This window comes from Kribbella sp. NPDC050124 (genome assembly GCF_044460355.1).
Classification (GTDB): Bacteria; Actinomycetota; Actinomycetes; order Propionibacteriales; family Kribbellaceae; genus Kribbella.
Genome location: NZ_JBITJU010000001.1, coordinates 1,039,551 through 1,056,382 on the forward strand (window position 1 = coordinate 1,039,551; position 16,832 = coordinate 1,056,382).

General features: G+C 67.7%; 18 protein-coding genes. 13 read left to right on the forward strand and 5 right to left on the reverse strand.

Features of this window, described 5'->3' with window-relative positions; all coding sequences use genetic code 11:
• Positions 1-138 precede the first annotated feature (138 nt).
• Positions 139-1,335 carry an RNA-guided endonuclease InsQ/TnpB family protein gene (locus ACIBL3_RS05255; RefSeq protein ID WP_396351904.1) on the reverse strand — a complete coding sequence of 399 codons (1,197 nt, stop codon included), beginning with the start codon at positions 1,333-1,335 and terminating at the stop codon, positions 139-141.
• 134 nt (positions 1,336-1,469) lie between these two features.
• On the opposite strand from ACIBL3_RS05255, the gene ACIBL3_RS05260 reads away from it, so the two are divergent.
• The 5 genes from ACIBL3_RS05260 to ACIBL3_RS05280 all read left to right on the forward strand — a co-directional run bounded on the left by ACIBL3_RS05260 (position 1,470) and on the right by ACIBL3_RS05280 (position 6,253).
• The gene (locus ACIBL3_RS05260; protein ID WP_396351905.1) at positions 1,470-2,714 is read left to right on the forward strand and encodes an extracellular solute-binding protein; all 1,245 of its coding nucleotides are present in this window, start codon (positions 1,470-1,472) and stop codon (positions 2,712-2,714) included.
• On the forward strand, positions 2,711-3,649 hold the full coding sequence (locus ACIBL3_RS05265; RefSeq protein WP_396351906.1) for a carbohydrate ABC transporter permease: 939 nt from the start codon (positions 2,711-2,713) through the stop codon (positions 3,647-3,649). The genes ACIBL3_RS05260 and ACIBL3_RS05265 overlap by 4 nt, the downstream gene beginning before the upstream one ends.
• Position 3,650: 1 nt before the next feature.
• Positions 3,651-4,559 carry a carbohydrate ABC transporter permease gene (locus tag ACIBL3_RS05270; protein WP_396351907.1) on the forward strand — a complete coding sequence of 303 codons (909 nt, stop codon included), beginning with the start codon at positions 3,651-3,653 and terminating at the stop codon, positions 4,557-4,559.
• Positions 4,560-4,856: 297 nt separating this feature from the next.
• Positions 4,857-5,666 (forward strand): endonuclease/exonuclease/phosphatase family protein, encoded by an 810-nt coding sequence (locus ACIBL3_RS05275; RefSeq protein ID WP_396351908.1) that lies wholly within the window; start codon positions 4,857-4,859, stop codon positions 5,664-5,666.
• Between the two features lie 20 nt (positions 5,667-5,686).
• A complete protein-coding gene (locus ACIBL3_RS05280) occupies positions 5,687-6,253 on the forward strand; it encodes a hypothetical protein (protein WP_396351909.1) in 567 nt (188 codons plus the stop codon).
• Here ACIBL3_RS05280 and ACIBL3_RS05285 read toward each other — a convergent pair.
• Complete coding sequence (locus ACIBL3_RS05285; protein ID WP_396351910.1) at positions 6,246-6,791, reverse strand: TetR/AcrR family transcriptional regulator; 546 nt, start codon at positions 6,789-6,791, stop codon at positions 6,246-6,248. The genes ACIBL3_RS05280 and ACIBL3_RS05285 overlap by 8 nt on opposite strands.
• Before the next feature lie 54 nt (positions 6,792-6,845).
• On the opposite strand from ACIBL3_RS05285, the gene ACIBL3_RS05290 reads away from it, so the two are divergent.
• From ACIBL3_RS05290 to ACIBL3_RS05310, 5 genes are all read left to right on the forward strand, one after another.
• Entirely contained in the window at positions 6,846-7,511 is a 666-nt protein-coding gene (locus tag ACIBL3_RS05290) for a lysophospholipid acyltransferase family protein (protein WP_396351911.1), read from the forward strand.
• A gap of 129 nt (positions 7,512-7,640) precedes the next feature.
• Positions 7,641-8,474, forward strand: a complete 834-nt coding sequence (locus ACIBL3_RS05295) for a nitroreductase/quinone reductase family protein (protein WP_396351912.1) — start codon at positions 7,641-7,643, stop codon at positions 8,472-8,474.
• 24 nt (positions 8,475-8,498) lie between these two features.
• A complete protein-coding gene (locus ACIBL3_RS05300) occupies positions 8,499-9,308 on the forward strand; it encodes a hypothetical protein (RefSeq protein WP_396351913.1) in 810 nt (269 codons plus the stop codon).
• A complete protein-coding gene (locus ACIBL3_RS05305) occupies positions 9,251-9,976 on the forward strand; it encodes a LuxR C-terminal-related transcriptional regulator (protein WP_396351914.1) in 726 nt (241 codons plus the stop codon). The genes ACIBL3_RS05300 and ACIBL3_RS05305 overlap by 58 nt, the downstream gene beginning before the upstream one ends.
• Positions 9,957-10,520 (forward strand): class I SAM-dependent methyltransferase, encoded by a 564-nt coding sequence (locus ACIBL3_RS05310; RefSeq protein WP_396351915.1) that lies wholly within the window; start codon positions 9,957-9,959, stop codon positions 10,518-10,520. Before ACIBL3_RS05305 ends, ACIBL3_RS05310 begins: the two co-directional genes overlap by 20 nt.
• Here the strand turns inward: ACIBL3_RS05310 and ACIBL3_RS05315 are convergent.
• The 3 genes from ACIBL3_RS05315 to ACIBL3_RS05325 are packed head-to-tail and all read right to left on the reverse strand — an operon-like array spanning position 10,493 to position 14,326.
• Positions 10,493-11,245 (reverse strand): class I SAM-dependent methyltransferase, encoded by a 753-nt coding sequence (locus ACIBL3_RS05315; protein WP_396351916.1) that lies wholly within the window; start codon positions 11,243-11,245, stop codon positions 10,493-10,495. The two genes, ACIBL3_RS05310 and ACIBL3_RS05315, sit on opposite strands and share 28 nt — an antisense overlap.
• Before the next feature lie 43 nt (positions 11,246-11,288).
• Positions 11,289-13,622 (reverse strand): FtsX-like permease family protein, encoded by a 2,334-nt coding sequence (locus ACIBL3_RS05320; RefSeq protein ID WP_396351917.1) that lies wholly within the window; start codon positions 13,620-13,622, stop codon positions 11,289-11,291.
• On the reverse strand, positions 13,619-14,326 hold the full coding sequence (locus tag ACIBL3_RS05325) for an ABC transporter ATP-binding protein (RefSeq protein ID WP_396351918.1): 708 nt from the start codon (positions 14,324-14,326) through the stop codon (positions 13,619-13,621). Before ACIBL3_RS05325 ends, ACIBL3_RS05320 begins: the two co-directional genes overlap by 4 nt.
• Positions 14,327-14,463: 137 nt before the next feature.
• Between ACIBL3_RS05325 and ACIBL3_RS05330 the strand changes: the two genes are divergently transcribed.
• From ACIBL3_RS05330 to ACIBL3_RS05340, 3 genes are read left to right on the forward strand one after another with little or no spacing between them, the layout of a single operon-like run.
• Positions 14,464-15,261, forward strand: a complete 798-nt coding sequence (locus ACIBL3_RS05330; RefSeq protein ID WP_396351919.1) for a sensor histidine kinase — start codon at positions 14,464-14,466, stop codon at positions 15,259-15,261.
• The gene (locus tag ACIBL3_RS05335; RefSeq protein ID WP_396351920.1) at positions 15,258-15,932 is read left to right on the forward strand and encodes a response regulator; all 675 of its coding nucleotides are present in this window, start codon (positions 15,258-15,260) and stop codon (positions 15,930-15,932) included. The genes ACIBL3_RS05330 and ACIBL3_RS05335 overlap by 4 nt, the downstream gene beginning before the upstream one ends.
• Positions 15,933-15,944: 12 nt before the next feature.
• Positions 15,945-16,829 (forward strand): class I SAM-dependent methyltransferase, encoded by an 885-nt coding sequence (locus ACIBL3_RS05340; protein WP_396351921.1) that lies wholly within the window; start codon positions 15,945-15,947, stop codon positions 16,827-16,829.
• Positions 16,830-16,832: the final 3 nt, after the last annotated feature.

A 16,832-nucleotide genomic window follows, 5' to 3' on the forward strand; every position in this document is an offset into this window, starting at 1 on the left:
ATCATTCGAGCGTTCAGGTATTGACGAGGAAAGCCCTTTCCCATACTTTCGCTGCACTTGGGCAAAACCCAGGCTTCGGCGGCAGCGAAGGAGCTCCCCTTTGACGTCCTCCCCGTCATGGATGGGGATTCCAACCAACTACGCGGAGGTAGCGTGTTGAGGTTCACGCTTCGGCGAGACCCGTGGTGGCGTCTCTCGGCGTGCCCTGACGGCCCGTCCGGCCGCGATGTTGATGGCGGCGTTCACGTCAGCGTTCGCCCGATGCCCGCAGGCTGCGCACCGGAATACCGATTGGCTCTCTCGGTTCTCCGGTGCACGGTGCCCGCAGGCGCTGCAGGTCTGCGAGGTGAACGCAGGGTTGACCCTCTCGACCCGTGCCGCGGCCTTGTGTTCCAGCCGCTGGACGAGGAGTCCCCAGCCGTTGGCCAGAATGCCGCGGTTGAGTCCGGCTTTGGCGCGGCGCCCGTTCGGCATGGATGCCCCTGGCCGGCTCAGGTCGGGTTTCGGCTTCGGACGGCGAGTCATCTGGGCGATAGGCAGGTCTTCCACCCGGATGATGTCGAAGCGTCGGGCGAGGTCGGTGCTGGTCTTCTCGACCCAGTCCCTGCGGCGATCCCGGGCCAGGGCGTGCAGCTTGGCGATCGCCGCCATCACCCGCCGGCGCCGGTTCGAGCCGCGGCGACACCGGGACAGGCGTTGCTGCAGGTGCTTGAGTCGTCTCTGCTCGCGTTCGGACAGCCTGGGGCAGGTCAGGAGGTCGCCCGTGGACAGGGCGGCCGAGACGGTGATTCCGCGGTCTATGCCGACGACCTCACCAGTGCCGGGTGCAGGGATCGGCTCCGGTCTGACGGCGAACGCGAGGTGCCAGTGGCCCGCCCGGTCGCGGGTGACCCGGTAAGACTTCGCGTCGGGGATCGTGCGGGACAGCCGGAATCGTACCCAGCCGACCTTGGGGACGTTGACCTTGGCCCATTTCCGGTTCAGCTTCAGCATCCGGGACGCCTGGGAGCCGACGATGCGGAACCCGTCGTTCAGTCCAGCTTTGCGCCAGGTCGGCTTCCGGTGGGTTCCGGCGTAGAAGTTCTTGACGGCTTGGTCGAAGTCTCGCAGCGCCTGCTGCTGGACAGTTTGCGACCCTGCGCGCAGCCAGCCGAACACGGCTCGTGCTTCGGTCAATTGACGGCATTGCACAGTGAAGTTCGGTGCGTGGCGCGTGTCGCGGGTCCACGACGACCACTGCTCGAGCGCCAGGTTCCAGACGTACCGGGCATGGCCGCACTGCTCCAGCAACGAAACCTGCTGCGCAGATGTCGGATACATGCGGAACCGGGACATGGAACAGATCCAATCAGTCGGGACCGACAGTCCCTGATCCTCGAAGGGAGGCAGTCGCGGTTCCTCCCCACCCTGAACGACGGGGCCTTGCCGCGACAACTGAGGTGAGACGTATCGCGGGACTTACCTTGCTGGTGACCGCCGTCGCGGTCGTCGTCAGCAGTTGTGGCAACGGGGTGATCGACAAGAGCACGGACGGCGTCCCGCCGGCCGAGGCCACCGGGACGTTACGGGTGCTGATCCCGTCCTTCCCGCCCAGTACCCAGGGCCGGGAGGAGTTCCAGAAGGTCGTCGACGACTTCCAGAAGACCTATCCGAAGATGAAGGTCGAACCGGACTTCGCGACGTACACGAACCTGAACGAGAAGCTGTCCACCTCGATCGCTGCCGGTATCCCGTACGACGTGGTGGTCACCGGTGTCGGCTGGGTGCAGCCGTTCGCCTCGAAGCGGATCTTCGCCGACCTGGGCAAGTACGGCGTCACGCCGGACGTGATCAAGGAGAAGAGCGTCGCCGCGCTGATCCCGGCGGCGACGTACGACAACAAGCTGTACGCCTACCCGCTGCTCGCCGACGCCCGCGCGGTCGCGCTGCGCAAGAGCGCGTTCAAGGAGGCCGGCCTCGACCCGGACAAGCCGCCGACCTCGCTGGCCGAGATCAAGGTGGCGGCCGAGAAGCTGACCAAGCGGGACGCGAACGGGGCGATCACCCGCAGCGGGTTCGACCTCGCCTCGCCGACCGGGTTCCGGCAGTCCTTCACCACCTTCCTGGCCTCGACCGGCACCCCGCTCTACGTCGGCGGCGAGCCGAACTTCGACAACCAGCAGGGCCTGGACACGCTGCTGTGGATCAAGTCGATGATCAACAACGTCCAGCCGTACGGCGAGCGCAGCGCGTCGCAGACGGCGCTGGTGTTCAGCGGCAAGGCCGCGATGGGCATCGTCACCGGCGCGGTCGACTGCTCGGAGAAGGGCATCGGCAAGAAGAACTGCGACGACCTGAAGTTCTTCCGCTTCAACAGCGGCAAGGAGATCGAGTACGTCGGTGGCGACCTGGCGTCGATCGGGTCCCGCAGCCGGCACAAGGACGCGGCCTGGACCTTCATCCAGTCGCTGACCAAGCCCACCACGCTGGACGCGCTGGCCAAGCTGAACCGCAAGATCCCGGCCTACAAGGACGCGAGCAACTCGCCGCAGGCGAAGTCGAACCCGTTGAGCCAGTTCGTCGCCGACGGCCTCGTCTACGCGGTCAACGAGAACGAGGTGCCGTCCAACTGGCTCGAGATGCGTGGCAACTTCGACATCCAGCTCACCCAGGCGGTCCTCGGTCAGAAGGATCCCGCCAAGGTGCTGGCCAACCTGGCAGGGCAGAGCAGATGAGTACAACTCTCGAACGTCCCGCGGTCAGTACTCCGCGGAAGGTCGCACCCGCCAAGGACAGCCGGACGCTGATCCGTGGCCAGGCCCGGGCCGGCTGGCTGCTGCTGTCTCCGGCGCTGCTGCACTCCGGGGTCTTCATCGTGATCCCGGTGATCGCCGTCCTGGTGCTCAGCCTCACCGACTACAGCTTCGGTGACTCGTGGGCCTGGGTCGGGTTCGGCAACTACGCCGACCTGTTCCGCGACGTCGACTTCCAGGCGTCACTGTGGAACACCGTGCTGTACGCGCTCGTGGTGATTCCGGTTTCGATGGCGATCGCGCTCGCTGTGGCGGTCGGGCTGAACCAGAAGATCAAGGCACTCGGCTTCTTCCGGACCGCGTTCTACATCCCGACGGTGACCGCGACGGTCGCGATCGCCACCGTCTGGCTGTGGATCTACAACCCGGGCTCCGGCCTGGCGAACGGGTTCCTCAGCCTGTTCGGCTTCGCGCCGACCCAGTGGTTGTCCGACCCGGCGACCGCGCTGCCCTCGCTGATGGTGATCGGTGTCTGGCAGGGCCTGGGCACGAAGATCATCATCTACCTGGCCGCGCTGCAGGGCGTCTCGCGCGACCTGCTGGAGTCGGCCGAGATCGACGGCGCCAGCCGCTGGCAGAAGTTCGCCAACGTGACCTGGCCGGCGCTCGGCCCGGTGCAGTTCTTCGTCCTGATCACGTCGATCGTCGGCACCTTCCAGGTGTTCGACCTGGTCTACGTGATGACCCAGGGCGGCCCCGGCACCGAGACCCGGGTGCTGGTGCTGGACATCTACCAGAACGCGTTCACGGACCTGAAACTCGGCTACGCGTCCGCCGAGACGGTGATCATGATGATCGTGATCGCCGCCTTCATCGGCGTCGGGCGCCTGCTCCAGAGGGCGGATGCCAATGACTAGCGTGACAGTTTCCGGATCCGCGGCCGGACCCGCGGCCGCGCCGAAGCCGTCGACGATCCGGGTCGGCCGGATCCTGTTGTACGTCGTCCTGACCGTCGGCTCGATCCTGATGATCACGCCGTTCGTCTGGATGGTGCTGACCGCGCTGAAGAGCAACCAGGAGATCATGGACTTCTCCTGGCTGCCGAACGAGCTGCGCTGGCGGAACTTCACCGAGGCGATGGAGACCGCGCCGTTCCTGCGCTACTTCCGCAACAGCCTGTTCATCGCGGTCGGCGAGACGCTGTTCACGCTGGCGGTCTGCACGACGGCCGGGTACGCGCTGGCGAAACTTCCGCTGCGTGGCTCGAAGGCGCTGCTGAACTACTTCATCGTGCTGCTGCTGGTGCCGTTCCAGATCATCCTGGTCCCGCTGTTCCTGATCGTGAAGTCGATCCCGCTGTTCGGCGGCAACAACATCCTCGGCCAGGGCGGGATCGGCTGGCTGAACTCCTGGTGGGGCCTGATCATCCCGCTCGGCGCGGCGCCGCTGTTCACCTTCCTGGCCCGGCAGTTCTTCGTGTCGCTGCCGGACGAGTTGGCCCAGGCGGCCCGGGTCGACGGGCTCGGCGAGTTCGGCATCTTCTGGCGGATCATGACGCCGCTGATCAAGCCGGCCCTGATCACCATCTGCGTGTTCCAGATCGAGGCCGCCTGGAACGGGTTCCTGTGGCCGTTGATGATCACCACGTCGGACTCGATGCGGCCGCTGCAACTCGGGTTGGCGATCTTCGCGCAGAACCCGGACGACATCCAGTGGCCCTACCTGATGGCCGGTACGGCGCTGGCCGCGCTGCCGATGATCGTGTTGTTCGTGTTCGCCCAGAAGCGGTTCATCGAAGGAATGGCGAACGTCGGGATCAAGGGGTAGTTGCCGGGGGCAGAAACCTCGGCCAGGTGCTCACCCCGCCCCGGGTGAGCACCTGCGAGGCCCCCCACAACATGCGGTGGTCCCGAAGAAACACCGGAGCTTCCCACTCGGTCCCCCCGCCGGGTCGCTCACCCATTTATCGGCACAGTGTGGCCGTCGTTACATCATTCGTCCGGATTTCTGGCCGACTTTCCGGAGGATTTCTTCGGGAACTTGCGAAATGGGGCTTTCGTACTACGTTTCGCGTCCGCCGGGCGACCGTGGGTAGGCGAGTCGCCGCCGGGGAACTGTGTTGGTATGCGGATCCGCGTGCTCACCCTGAACGTCCAGCACGACGCCGGCGACCCCCGCCGTACCGGGCTGATCAATGCCGAGCTCCGGCGGCTGGAGCCGGACCTGGTCGCGCTGCAGGAGGTCTCCGATCACCAACTCGGCCAACTGGTCGAGGGCACGGGGCTGGCGCACACGACGCACCAGTCGGAGGTGCTGGTGTCCCGTTGGAGTCATGGTTCGGTGCTCGCGACCCGGTGGCCGCATCGCGTCGTCGACGTGGCCGAGCACCGCGGGTCGGCGGGGTCGGATGTCCATTGGTGGACTCTGGCCGCGGCTGTCGACCTACCCGAGCTGGGTGAGCTGCTGTTCATTCATCCGTCAACCCCGTGGCGGCTCGACCACGCCGCGGCGCGGGAGCAGCAGTTGATCGCGGCGGTCGAGGTGGACGAGCTGCATCGGTTCCAGCTGCCGTCGATCATCGCCGGCGATCTGAACGCGACGCCAAAGTCGGCCGGGGTTCGGTACTTGGTTGGATTGCAGGCACTCGGTGGTCGCAGTACGCACTACAACGACGCCTGGGCGGTCGCCGGCGAAGGCCTCGGCTTCACCTGGACCGTCGCGAACCCGCTGGCAGCCGAGGAGATCGAGCAGCTGATCGGCCAGCCGCGGCACCGGCGCCGGATCGACTACATCTTCGTCGGCTCCGCGCACTCACACCCGGAAGCGCGGGCTCGGGTCATGCATGCCGAGTTGGTAGGCGATGCCCCGATCGACGACGTCTGGCTCAGCGACCACTTCGGCGTACTCGCCGACCTGGAATACGAGCTCACCTGATCGCCGGAATACTCGTCGGCATGCCGATCGTCTTCGTCGACCTGGAAACCACGAGCGTCCGCGAGCCCTGGTTGCCCGGCGGGCGGCAGATCTGGCAACTGGCCGTGATCCGCCGCGAGGACGACGGGCGCGAGACGGCGTACAACCGGTTCGTTCGCCTCGACGAGCTCGACCTGTCGACCTCGACCGAGCAGGCGCTGGAGATCAGCCGCTTCCATCGCCACCCGTCTTTGAACGACTCCGACGAGAACGTCTGCACCGGGCGCGAGGCTGCCGAGCTGATGGTCGAGCTCACTGCTGACCAGCCGCTTTGGGTCGGCGCGGCTCCGTGGATGGACGCGACCGACGTACTCCACCTGATGCACCTCAACGACCTGGTCCCCGCCGACGCCGCCGACGTCCCCTGGGACTTCCGCCTCGTCTGCATCATCAGCCAGCTCATCGCCCGCACCAACGCCGAGCCAACCGCCGACGTCGGCGCTATGTCCGCCACCATCGGAGTCGACCAGTCCGCCTACGCCATCCACGACGCCCTCGCCGACACCTACTACGTCCGCGACGTATACGACACCTTGCGCGCTAGCTGAGGTGGATGTGTACGACGTGACGCACCAGCGGGGTCAGGTCGTCGGTTCCTAGGAGGTCCAGGGCTCGGGTGGCGCGGAGGGTGGCCAGGCCGTGGAGGTTGGTCCAGAGGGCGATCGCCCGGGCTCGGGCGTCGGGGGTGTTGGGGCGGGCATGGGTGACCAGGTCGGCGAAGTGCTCGAAGAGCGGAAGCGACCGGGAGCGGAGGTTGCCACCGGCGCCTTCGAGCAGGTCGTGGCGGAAGAGGAGCTCGAACATGGCGGGGCGTTCGGCGGCGAAATCCAGGTAGTGCTCAGCTGCCTCGATCAGTTGCTCCTCCGGGGTGCCATCCGATGGCTGGAGGCGATCGGCGAGGTCGTCCAGGCCGGTTGACGCGATGGCGGCGAGCAGCGCGTTGTGGGTGGGAAAGTAGCGCCGCGGTGCGCCGTGGGAGACGCCCGTACGGCGGGTGATCGCGCGCAACGTGAGTTCGCCGAGGCCCTCCTCCTCGAGCAGTTCGACGCCGGCCTGGACGAGACGGTCACGCAACGGGATGGTCACGTAGACATTGTCTACTATGCTCAGGAGTAGACACTGTCTACGCCTGGAGGTCCCATGTGGTACTGGCTGTTCAAGTACGTCCTGGCCGGCCCGTTGCTGCGGTTCGTCGGCCGGCCGACGGTCGAAGGCCTCGAGCACATCCCGCGGTCCGGCCCGGTGATCGTGGCCGGCAACCACCTCGCGCTCGCGGACTCGCTGTACCTGTGCCTGCTGGTCCGGCGCCGGATCACGTTCGTCGCGAAGCAGGAGTACTTCGCCGGCGCCGGACTCAAAGGCCGGCTGACCCGCTGGTTCTTCACCGCCGCCGGTCAGGTGCCGATCGACCGGTCCGGCGGGCGCGCCGCACAGAACGCGCTGGCCGCCGCGACCGCGATCCTCGAGTCCGGCGGGATCTGGGGCATCTACCCCGAGGGCTCGCGCTCCCGCGACGGGCGGCTGTACCGCGGCAAGACCGGCGTCATGCGTGTCGCGCTGGCCACCGGCGCTCCCGTCGTACCGGTCGTTGTCACCGGCACCGACCTGGTCAACCCGCCGGACACCCGGCGCTGGCACTTCGGCCACGTGCACCTGAAGATCTGCCCGCCGCTCGACCTCTCGCCGTACGCCGGCCGCCCGGTGAGTCAGCCGGTCGTCCGCCAGGCCACCGACCAGCTGATGCGGGTGCTGCAGAGCCACTCGCGGCAGGAGTACGTCGACACCTACGCCCGCCGCGCCTCGTGAAGGACCCTTTGGCCGGTTAGGATTCTCGGCGTGACTGCCGGGTCGGCCATTCTTGGCCATTCACGAGTCGGGTTCCCGGCTGCGTTCTGAGCGCCGGTGCGGCCGCTCGCGGGCCGCCTTCGTTTCTCCTTGCTGACAAGGTCATTTCCGCATGCCCGAAACCATCGAGAGAAGCGAATCCTGAACGAAATCATCGAGAACTTCCGCGCGAACGCCGGTCAGGCCGACGGCAGGTACCTGCTGCTGACCACCACCGGCGCTCGCTCGGGCAAGCACCACACCGCGATCCTCGGGTACTACCCGGACGGGGACCGCGTCCTCGTCGTCGGCTCGGCCGGCGGCGGTCCGAAGCACCCGGACTGGTACCACAACCTGGTCGCCAACCCCGAGGTCACCGTCGAGACCGGCCTGTTCACCTACCCGGCGACGGCCGTCGTCCTGCGCGACGCCGAACGCGACGAGGTGTTCGCCCGCCTGGTCGAGGCCGAGCCTGGGTGGGGTGAGTACCAACAGCGAACGACCCGGACAATCCCGGTCGTCGCGCTGGTCCAGCCGCCCGGCCCACCCAGCAGCGGTGGGTCGGTTGCCGATTTCCTGAAGAACATCCACACCGTGTTCCGTCGTGAGCTGGCCCTGATCCGCAAAGAGGTCGCCACCTCCGGTACGGCCGGACTCGGCGCCCAGCTCCGGATCAACTGCCTCACGCTCTGCCAAGGCCTGCACAACCACCACACGGGCGAGTCCCTCGGTCTGTTCCCCGCCTTGGCCGAACAGCACCCCGAGTTGGCCGACGTCATCGCCGGACTGCAGTCCGAGCACGACCAGATCGCCGTACTCCTGGAGGAGCTGGAGAAGCAGCTGTCCGATCCATCGCCCGACCTTCTCTCGCAAGTGGATCGGCTGATCGATGCTCTGAACGCCCATCTGGATCATGAGGAGGCCACGCTGCTGGCTTACCTGTAGTGCGCCGATTCGTTCCATGGCAGCGTGGAACGTGTGTACGACGAGGCCGTCGAAGCCGGCCAGGCTGCCCTGTCGCGGGGTGCCTGGCCGGATGCTCGGCTGCGGTTCGAGGAGGCCATCGAGGCTGCGGCGACTGCTGAGGCGTACGAGGGGCTGAGCTGGGCCAACTGGTGGCTGGAGGACGTGTCTGCCTGTCTGGAGGCGCGGGAGCAGGCGTACCGGCTGTACCGGACGGCCGACGATGTACGGGGCGCGGCTCGGATGGCGTTGTGGCTCGGTGACGACCACAACGAGTTCCGCGGTGCCGGTGCGGTGGCTGAGGGATGGTTCAACCGGGCCGCACGGTTGCTGGGCGACCTGGATTGTCCGGAGCGCGGCTGGCTCACTGTGTTCGATGCAAACGCTGCGCTCGGCCGGCACGACACCGGTCGGGCGCGGCAGCTCGCCGCACAGGCGGAAGAGATCGGCCAGCGGCATCGGGCTGTGGATCTGGAGATGTTCAGCCTCGCCACCGAAGGCGTTGCGCTGGTGGCGGAGGGGGCCGTCGAGCAAGGGATGCGGTGCCTCGACGAGGCGACGGCGGCTGCGCTTGGCGGCGAGTACGAGAACCTGGCGCCGGCTGCGTGGACCTGCTGCCGGTTGATGCAGGTGTGTGAAGAGATCCGCGACTACGAGCGCGGCGCGCAGTGGTGCCGGCAGGTGCAGGAGTTCAGTGGGCGGATGGAGGCGCGGTTCGTCCACGGGGTCTGCCGGGCGCATTACGCCGCGATCCTCGGTTGGTACGGGCGCGAGAGCGAGGCGGAGCTCGAGCTGGCGGGTGCACGCAGGACCTGACAGCGAACCGGCCGTACTGGCGGGCTGAGGCGGTCGTACGGCTCGGCGAACTGCGCAGGCGACAAGGGCGGCTGGTGGATGCCGAGGCGCTCTTCAATGACGTCCCGTGGCATCCGTTGGCAAAGCGTGGGCTGGCCGAGCTAAGTCTGGACCGCGGTGACCCGGCAGCGGCGCGGGCTTTGCTGGACCGGGTGCTGCGGCGGCTGCCCGCGGAGGGATCAGTCGATCGCGCGTGGCCGCTCGAGTTGCTCGTGCGGGCGGAGACTGCGCTGGGTGAGGTCGATTCTGCGGGCATGCATCTGGAGGAGTTCCGGTCCATCGCGCTGACTGTCGGGACACGGCCGCTGCGGGCAGCGGCGCGCTTCCTGGAGGGCCTGTACGCGGCTGCGCTCGGCGAACATGAGGCGGCGAACGTCTGCTTCGAGGACGCATGCGAGTTGTACTTGGCGCCGTACGACGCTGACCGGGCTCGGGCGGAGCTGGCTCGGGTGCCGCGCGGTGGGACGCTCACCTCTCGACAGGTGGCGGTACTGCGTTTAGTCGCGGCCGGACTGGGCGACCGGGAGATCGCGGCCAGGCTGGTGATCAGTGAGCACACTGTGCATCGGCATGTGGCCAACATCTATGCGCGGTTGGGCTGCTCGACCCGTGCTCGCGTCGGCTCCTGACCGGGCGTCCGGTCTGGACATCTCGTGGGTCGAGGGTGATGCGGAGGAGCTGCCGTATCCGGACGAGCACTTCGATGTGGTGCTGTCCACCTTCGGCTGCATGTTCGCGCCGCGGCATGAAGTGGTTGCCGACGAGATCGGTCGTGTACTGCGGCCGGGCGGGCGGATGGGGTTGTGCACGTGGACCGCATCCGGCGCGATCGGTGACTTCTTCCGCGTGGTCGGCGGGTACTTCCCGCCGGATCCGGCGTACGTCGATCCGCCGCTGGGCTGGGGCGACGAGGACCACGTGCACGAGCTGTTCGAGGGCACCGGGATCTCACTGCGGTTCGCCCGCGAGGTGTGGCCGATCCGCCATGCTTCGCCGGCGGCGGCCGCTGAGTTCTACGCGACGAAGTTCGGGCCGGTCGTGATGGCGCGCACTGTGCTGGGTGATCGGTGGCCGGAGCTTCGGGATGACCTTGTGCGGCTCTTCGCGTCTTACGACTCGGTGCTGCCCGCCGAGTACCTGGTGATTCAGGGGCGGCGGGCGAGCAGGGCGTAGGCGTTCGGGAGGCGGCCGGACCAGGCGGCCGCGGCGTGTCCGTCCGCGGGTCGCCAGAAGGGTTCGGCGTACTCCTCGAGGGTTTCGAGGCGGAGGCCGGCGGCGGTGATCGCGGTGACGATGTGGCCGAGGTTCCACTGCCATTCGCGTGCGCCGTTGGCCGGGAACGTGTCGTTGATGTGCGACTCGGCGAAGTAGCTGCGGTCCGGGCGGATCCGCGGCTCGTCCTCGTCCCACGTCCACAGCGGCACGGCCGGGTGCGCCTCGTAGACGAACAGGTGACCGCCCGGTCGCAGCACCCGCACGACATCCCGAGCCCACGCGTCGATGTCCCGCATCCAGATCAGCGCACCCTTGCCGGTGTAGACGAGATCCGCACTCCCGTTCTTGACCGGTACGCCGGGCACCTCGGCGACGACGTACCGGCACCTCACGCCCAACTCCACCGCGCGCCGCTGAGCCGCCCCCGCAGCCACCGAGCTGTAGTCCACCCCCACAACCCGCCGCGCCCCCGCGTTGACGAGCGCCACATCATCCAGCCCATGCCCGCTCTGAAAATGCACCACCGTCGGCCGGCGATCGAGCAACGGCCGCAGAATCTCAGCCTCCCGCTCGAACAACCGCGGCTCCCGCCGCGCTTCCTCGAGCAGCTCGTCGTACTCCCGGACGTGCTTCTGAGAAGCCGTCTCCCAAGCCACCCGATTCCCCCGCACGGCCTCGTCCATGCCGCAGAGTCTCCCGCACGACGAGGCCGCGGGTCAGCTGGATTTACTCGTTGTGGAGGACCTTGGCGATGGTGGTGTGGGCGGCGGCGCGGGCTGGGAGGTAGGCGCCCAGGGCGGCTAGGAGGATGCCGGAGAGGACGAAGAGGGCCAGGAGGGAGAGGGGGTAGACGTCGAGCATGAAGGTGGGGATGGAGACCTGGGCGCCGTTGGCCATCGCGGGGACGACCAGGCGGTGGGCGAGGATGCCGAGGGGGATGCCTAGGACTCCGCCGATCGCGCCGAGGGCGGCCATCGAGGTGACGACCATGGTGGTGACCTGGCTTGGGGTCATGCCGATGGACTTGAGCATGCCGAGGTCGCGGCGGCGTTCGCGGGTGTTGAGTACGACGGTGTTGAACACGCCGAGCGCGGCCACCGTCCCGAGCATCAGAGTGAGCAGTACGACGGTCGCCAGCACGATCGCGACGAACGCGCCCGGATCCTGACCGGGCACCTCCTCCAGCCCTGGATCGCCGGCCAGGACAGCCTTGACGTAAGCATCGATGTCAGTGCCCGGCTCGAGTTGGATCTCGTACGTCGTCGCCCGCTGGTCCGGTGCGATCAGCGCCAGCGTCTCCCAGTTGGAGAGCAGTTCTTCGCTCGAGTTGTAGAGCGCCTTGGCAACGATCTTCACCTGCACGCTCTTGCCTTTCGACTGCAGCGTGATCGTGTCGCCGATCGAGAGCCCGTGCTGCCGCAGGAATCGTTCGGACACGGCCACCTGACCCGGTCCGTCGAACCAGTGCCCCTCCAGCACTCGGTAACCCATCTGCTCTGAATCACCCCGGTAGAAGGTGACGCGGAGCTCCTGCTTCGTCCCGGCGAGCCGCATCAGTTTGAGCTCGCTCGGCGCCACATAGGCGGCTCCGGGGGTCGAACGCATCAGCGTCTCGTCCGCCGGATCACTCAGTTTGGCGGCCGGTCGGTTGGGCTCCGCGCCTTCTGGAGCGAGCTGCGGACCGCTCTCCGCCACGCCAGCGAACATCGTCACGTCGACAGCGCCCGCACGACTCGCAGCAGTCTGGTACGACGTCAACGACTTCCCCAGGCCGACAGCCAACGTCACGCTCGTCACCCCGAGTACGACAGCTGCCAGGGTCAGCGCGGTACGCGCAGGACGAGCGAACGGCAGGCCAAGCCCCAGGCTGACGGACCTCGGCAGCCGAGTACCACTCAGCCAGCGCTGCGCCCGCAGCCCCCGGCCGGCCCGGGGCGCACTGCCCGCACTGATCGCCTCAGCGGCCGACAGACCACGAGCTCGCAGCGAAGGCACCAGAGCGGACAGTGCGACAAGCAGTGGTACGCCGATCAGTGCGGCCACGTCCACCCAGATCGGAACGCTCATCCCTTCGGCGCCGTAGTTCTCGAAAGCCCTTGTCAGCAAGGACTCCGCGAGCACATTGCCGAGCACAGTCCCGAGTGCACACCCCACAATCGCCGGAATGGAGATCATCGCGAGATAGACCGCCATCACCTGCGTCGGCGTGAATCCGAGCGCCTTCAGTACGCCGATGTGCTTGAAGCCGGCCACCACCGCACCGCTGACCACGTTGGCCACGATCAGTACGGCGACCGCCAGCCCGAGCCACCCGAACACCATCAAGAACGGAACGAACGTGTTCGGCTCACCGGTCGCGGTTGCCCGCAACGCGAGGTACGACTGGGACCCGAGCAGCGCGCCCGACGGCAGACCCGTTGTCACCGCGGACTGCCCCGCCGAGACCTGCGCGTCGGTCGCGGCCTGCGTGAACCGGTAGAGCATCTGACTGCCGGTCGGCTTCATCGCCGTCATCTGCTCAGGCGTCACCCACGCATCCGCCGACTCGCTCACGCTGTAGGCGAACCCGACCACGGTCACTGTGATCCCGCCGCTCGTCAGCTTCGTCCCCAAGGTCGCGGCGCCGCGTTGGTTGCTGGACTCGATCGGGTTCCGGTTGAGCACGATCTCACCGGGTTTGTCGGCCCAGCGGCCCTCCCACACGTTGAGGCGGTCGACAGCTCCACCAGCGTCCGCACGGCCCACCACGGCCAGCGGGCGTCCGTTCACGTCGAGGTCCACAGTTGCCATAGCGAACGGTCCGGCCGCAGCCTCGACCTGGGACCGCTTGGCGGCGTTGGTGAGCTGATTTTCCGAGACCTTGGTCCGGTCGTACGACGCCACCAGGTGTGCACCACTTTGCCGTGCGTACGCCTGGTCGAAGGGTCCGGTGGAGGCGGCCAGCAACCCCAAAGCGACGACGATCATGGTTGTCGACAATCCGACAACGACGCCGATCACGACCGTCTGGAGCCGGCGGCGCTGTACCGCGGACCGGGAGACCGGCCAGACGGCGCTCACAGCGTCGGCTCCAGACTGCGCTCGCGCGCGACCTGTCCGTCGACGACCTCGATCAGCCGGCTCGCACACCGGGTGGCGAGTTGCTGGTCGTGAGTGACGAGCAGCAAGGTCTGGCCGATCTGGTTGAGGTCGAGCAGGAGGTCCATCACCTGTTCGCCGGCCCGGGTGTCGAGTGCTCCGGTCGGTTCGTCGGCGAGGAGCACGGCTGGTCGGTTCATCAGTGCTCTGGCGACCGCGACCCGCTGCCGCTCGCCGCCGCTGAGTTGGGCCGGGTACGTATTGCGCCGGCCGATGATACCGAGCTCCTCGAAGAGCTCGAGAGCACGCTTGCGGGCGTGCGACGCGGAGGTGCCGGTGAGCTGCGCGGCCAAGGCGACGTTGTCGAGGGCCGAGAGGTCGTCGAGCAGGTTGAAGAACTGGAAGATCATGCCGATCCGCCGGCGCCGGTACAGCGCCAGGCCCTTCTCGTCCAGCGCGCCCAGGTCCTCGCCGTGGACCACGACAGATCCGGAGGTCGGCCGGTCCAGCCCGGCCACCATGCTGAGCAGCGTCGACTTGCCACTGCCGGACGGTCCCATCACCGCGACCGCCTCACCGGCGTGGATCTCCAGCGACACCCCGTCCAGTGCGACGGACTCGCCGTACTCCTTGCGAACCTCGGTGAGCCGCACGACCGCCTGTTCGTTGCCTTCTGCATCCGTCATGCGTTCACGCTAGGACTGCGGGCGGCCGCCGTACGTCAGTCTCCGGAGGTAACGTTCGCGCCGCGTCATCCTGGGGATGTACGGCGTGCGCCCGGCGGATGATGCGGAATCACCGGGCCCTTGGGACAGTGGACCTTGTGATCACGACCTGGCTGCTCGTCATCGCCTGCCTGGCGGCGGTGGCGCTCGCAGTCGCCCTCGTCCGGGCCCGGCGCGCGCACGCCCGGGCGCTCGAGGAACGCGGGTGGCTGCTGGAACGCGAACGGGAGAGCGCGGCTCAGAACGCGGTCGACGCCGAGCGGGCCCGGATCGCCCAGGACCTGCACGACATCGTCAGCCACAACGTGAGCGTGATGGTGATCCAGGCCGGCGCTGCCCGGCACGTGCTGGCCGATCCTGCTGAGGCCGAGGCGGCGCTACTCGCGGTGGAGGCGGCCGGCCGGGACACGATGACCGAGCTCCGGCACCTGCTCGGCCTGCTCGCGCCAGCGGCGGACGGCACGGCCTCGGCCGCCTCGGACGAGTTGTCGCCGCAGCCCAGTCTGAGCCGGCTGAGCCCACTGATCGACCGGATCGCGTTCGCCGGCCTGCCGGTGGAGGTGCGCATCTCGGGTGAGCCGCGGCCGCTGCCCGCCGGCGTCGACGTGACGGCGTACCGGATCATCCAGGAGGCGCTGACCAACGCGCTCAAGCACGGCGACGGTGTGAAGGCAGAGGTGACGGTGCGGTACGCCGACCACGCGCTGCGCGTCGAGGTGCTCAACACGGGACCCAGCGTGCTGTCCGGCGGTCGTGCGCCCAAGGCGGACGGGGAGGGCCGGGGTCTGCTGGGCCTGCGGCAGCGGGTGGCCGTGTACGGCGGGGACCTCGATGCGCGGCGCAGACTCGGCGGTGGGTTCCGGGTGCGCGCGAAGATTCCGCTGGAGCGGCCGTGACGCCGGAGCCTCGGGTCCTGATCGCAGACGATCAGGCGTTGGTGCGGATCGGGTTCCGGATGATCCTGTCCGCACGCGGCATCGAGGTGGTCGGTGAGGCCGCCGACGGACAAGAGGCCGTCGAGTCGGTACGGCGGCTGCGGCCCGACGTCGTACTCATGGACATCCGGATGCCGACAATGGACGGCCTGGAAGCCACTCGCCGGATCCTGGCCGAGTCGCCGGACTGCCGCGTGCTGATGCTGACGACGTTCGACCTGGATCGCTATGTGTACGCCGCTTTGGCCGCAGGGGCCAGCGGGTTCCTGCTGAAGGACGTGACGCCGGAGCACCTGGCGGCAGCGGTCCGTCTGGTCAACACCGGGGACGCGTTGCTCGCGCCGTCGATCACGCGGCGACTGGTGGAGCGGTTCGCGACGGGTGAGCAGGTCCCGGTGCAGCAGCCCGCCGTACACCGGGATCTCGCCGTACTCACTCCACGCGAGCTCGAGGTGCTCACGTTGATGGGGCACGGTTTGTCCAACGCAGAGCTGGCTACCGAACTGACGCTCAGCGAAGCGACGGTGAAGACCCATGTCGCGCGCATCTTCGCGAAGCTGTCGCTACGTGATCGCGCGCAGGCCGTCGTACTTGCCTACGAGACAGGACTGGTTTCTCCGGGGGATCGCTAGCAGGGTGTGTGCATGACATGCATCCTCTGCTCGGCGACTGGGCCGTTCCGACCACGTGGGGCGAAGGGGGGCTACGAGATCCAGGAGTGTGCGGCCTGCGGCCTCGTGCAACTCGTGCCGACGCCTACTCCCGAGACACTGCGTGCGCTGTACGAGGGCTCGTCGTACTTCGACGGGGACGGCGGGTCGGGGTACTCGGAGTACGAGAGTCAGGAGGGCGAGTACCTGGCGACGTTTCGTGAGGACGTCCGGCGGATCGCTGAGTTCGTGCCGTCGGGGCGGGTGCTCGAAGTCGGCTGTGGGTACGGCTATTTCCTGCAATGCGCCGAGGACGCGGGGTACGACGTGTACGGCATCGACCTCTCACCGACCGCGATCAAAGTGGCGTCCGAGCGTTTTCCGGGCCGCGTGTTCTGCGGGACGCTGGAGGAGGTGCCGGAGATCCACGAGCAGCAGTACGACGTCATCTTCGGCTCGCACCTGATCGAGCACGTCACCGAGCCGGGCGCGTTCCTCGAATCAGCCAGCCGACTGTTGAGGCCGGGCGGCGTGATCGTTCTCGTCACGCCGAACATCAAGAGTCTGCTGGCGCGGGTCTCCGGTCGGCGGTGGGTCTCGTTCAAGATCCCCGAGCACGTCAGCTACTACGACCCGACCACGATCGCCGAGCTGCTGCGTCGTACCGGCTTGAGTGTTCTTGCCGTCGATGCTGCCTACCAGTACTACGCGCTTCCCTTCGTCGCGGGCCGTCTCCGCGAGCTTCTGCATCCTGTGTCCCGCTTGATCCCCCGCGTCGAGAACCTTTCGTTGCTCCGCACTCGGCAGGTACGGGTGACCAGTGGTTCGATGCGAGTTCTGGCCACCACTGCAGCAGCCGGGGACGTGCCGCGCGTCTAGAGG

What these genes read in the sequence shown, in the direction of transcription:
- ACIBL3_RS05280 (WP_396351909.1), top strand. Translation starts at nt 5,687, where the DNA reads ATGCCGATCGTCTTCGTCGACCTGGAAACCACGAGCGTCCGCGAGCCC.
- ACIBL3_RS05340 (WP_396351921.1), top strand. Translation starts at nt 15,945, where the DNA reads ATGACATGCATCCTCTGCTCGGCGACTGGGCCGTTCCGACCACGTGGG.
- ACIBL3_RS05265 (WP_396351906.1), top strand. Translation starts at nt 2,711, where the DNA reads ATGAGTACAACTCTCGAACGTCCCGCGGTCAGTACTCCGCGGAAGGTC.
- ACIBL3_RS05290 (WP_396351911.1), top strand. Translation starts at nt 6,846, where the DNA reads ATGTGGTACTGGCTGTTCAAGTACGTCCTGGCCGGCCCGTTGCTGCGG.
- ACIBL3_RS05255 (WP_396351904.1), bottom strand. Translation starts at nt 1,335, where the DNA reads ATGTCCCGGTTCCGCATGTATCCGACATCTGCGCAGCAGGTTTCGTTG.
- ACIBL3_RS05325 (WP_396351918.1), bottom strand. Translation starts at nt 14,326, where the DNA reads ATGACGGATGCAGAAGGCAACGAACAGGCGGTCGTGCGGCTCACCGAG.
- ACIBL3_RS05315 (WP_396351916.1), bottom strand. Translation starts at nt 11,245, where the DNA reads ATGGACGAGGCCGTGCGGGGGAATCGGGTGGCTTGGGAGACGGCTTCT.
- ACIBL3_RS05275 (WP_396351908.1), top strand. Translation starts at nt 4,857, where the DNA reads ATGCGGATCCGCGTGCTCACCCTGAACGTCCAGCACGACGCCGGCGAC.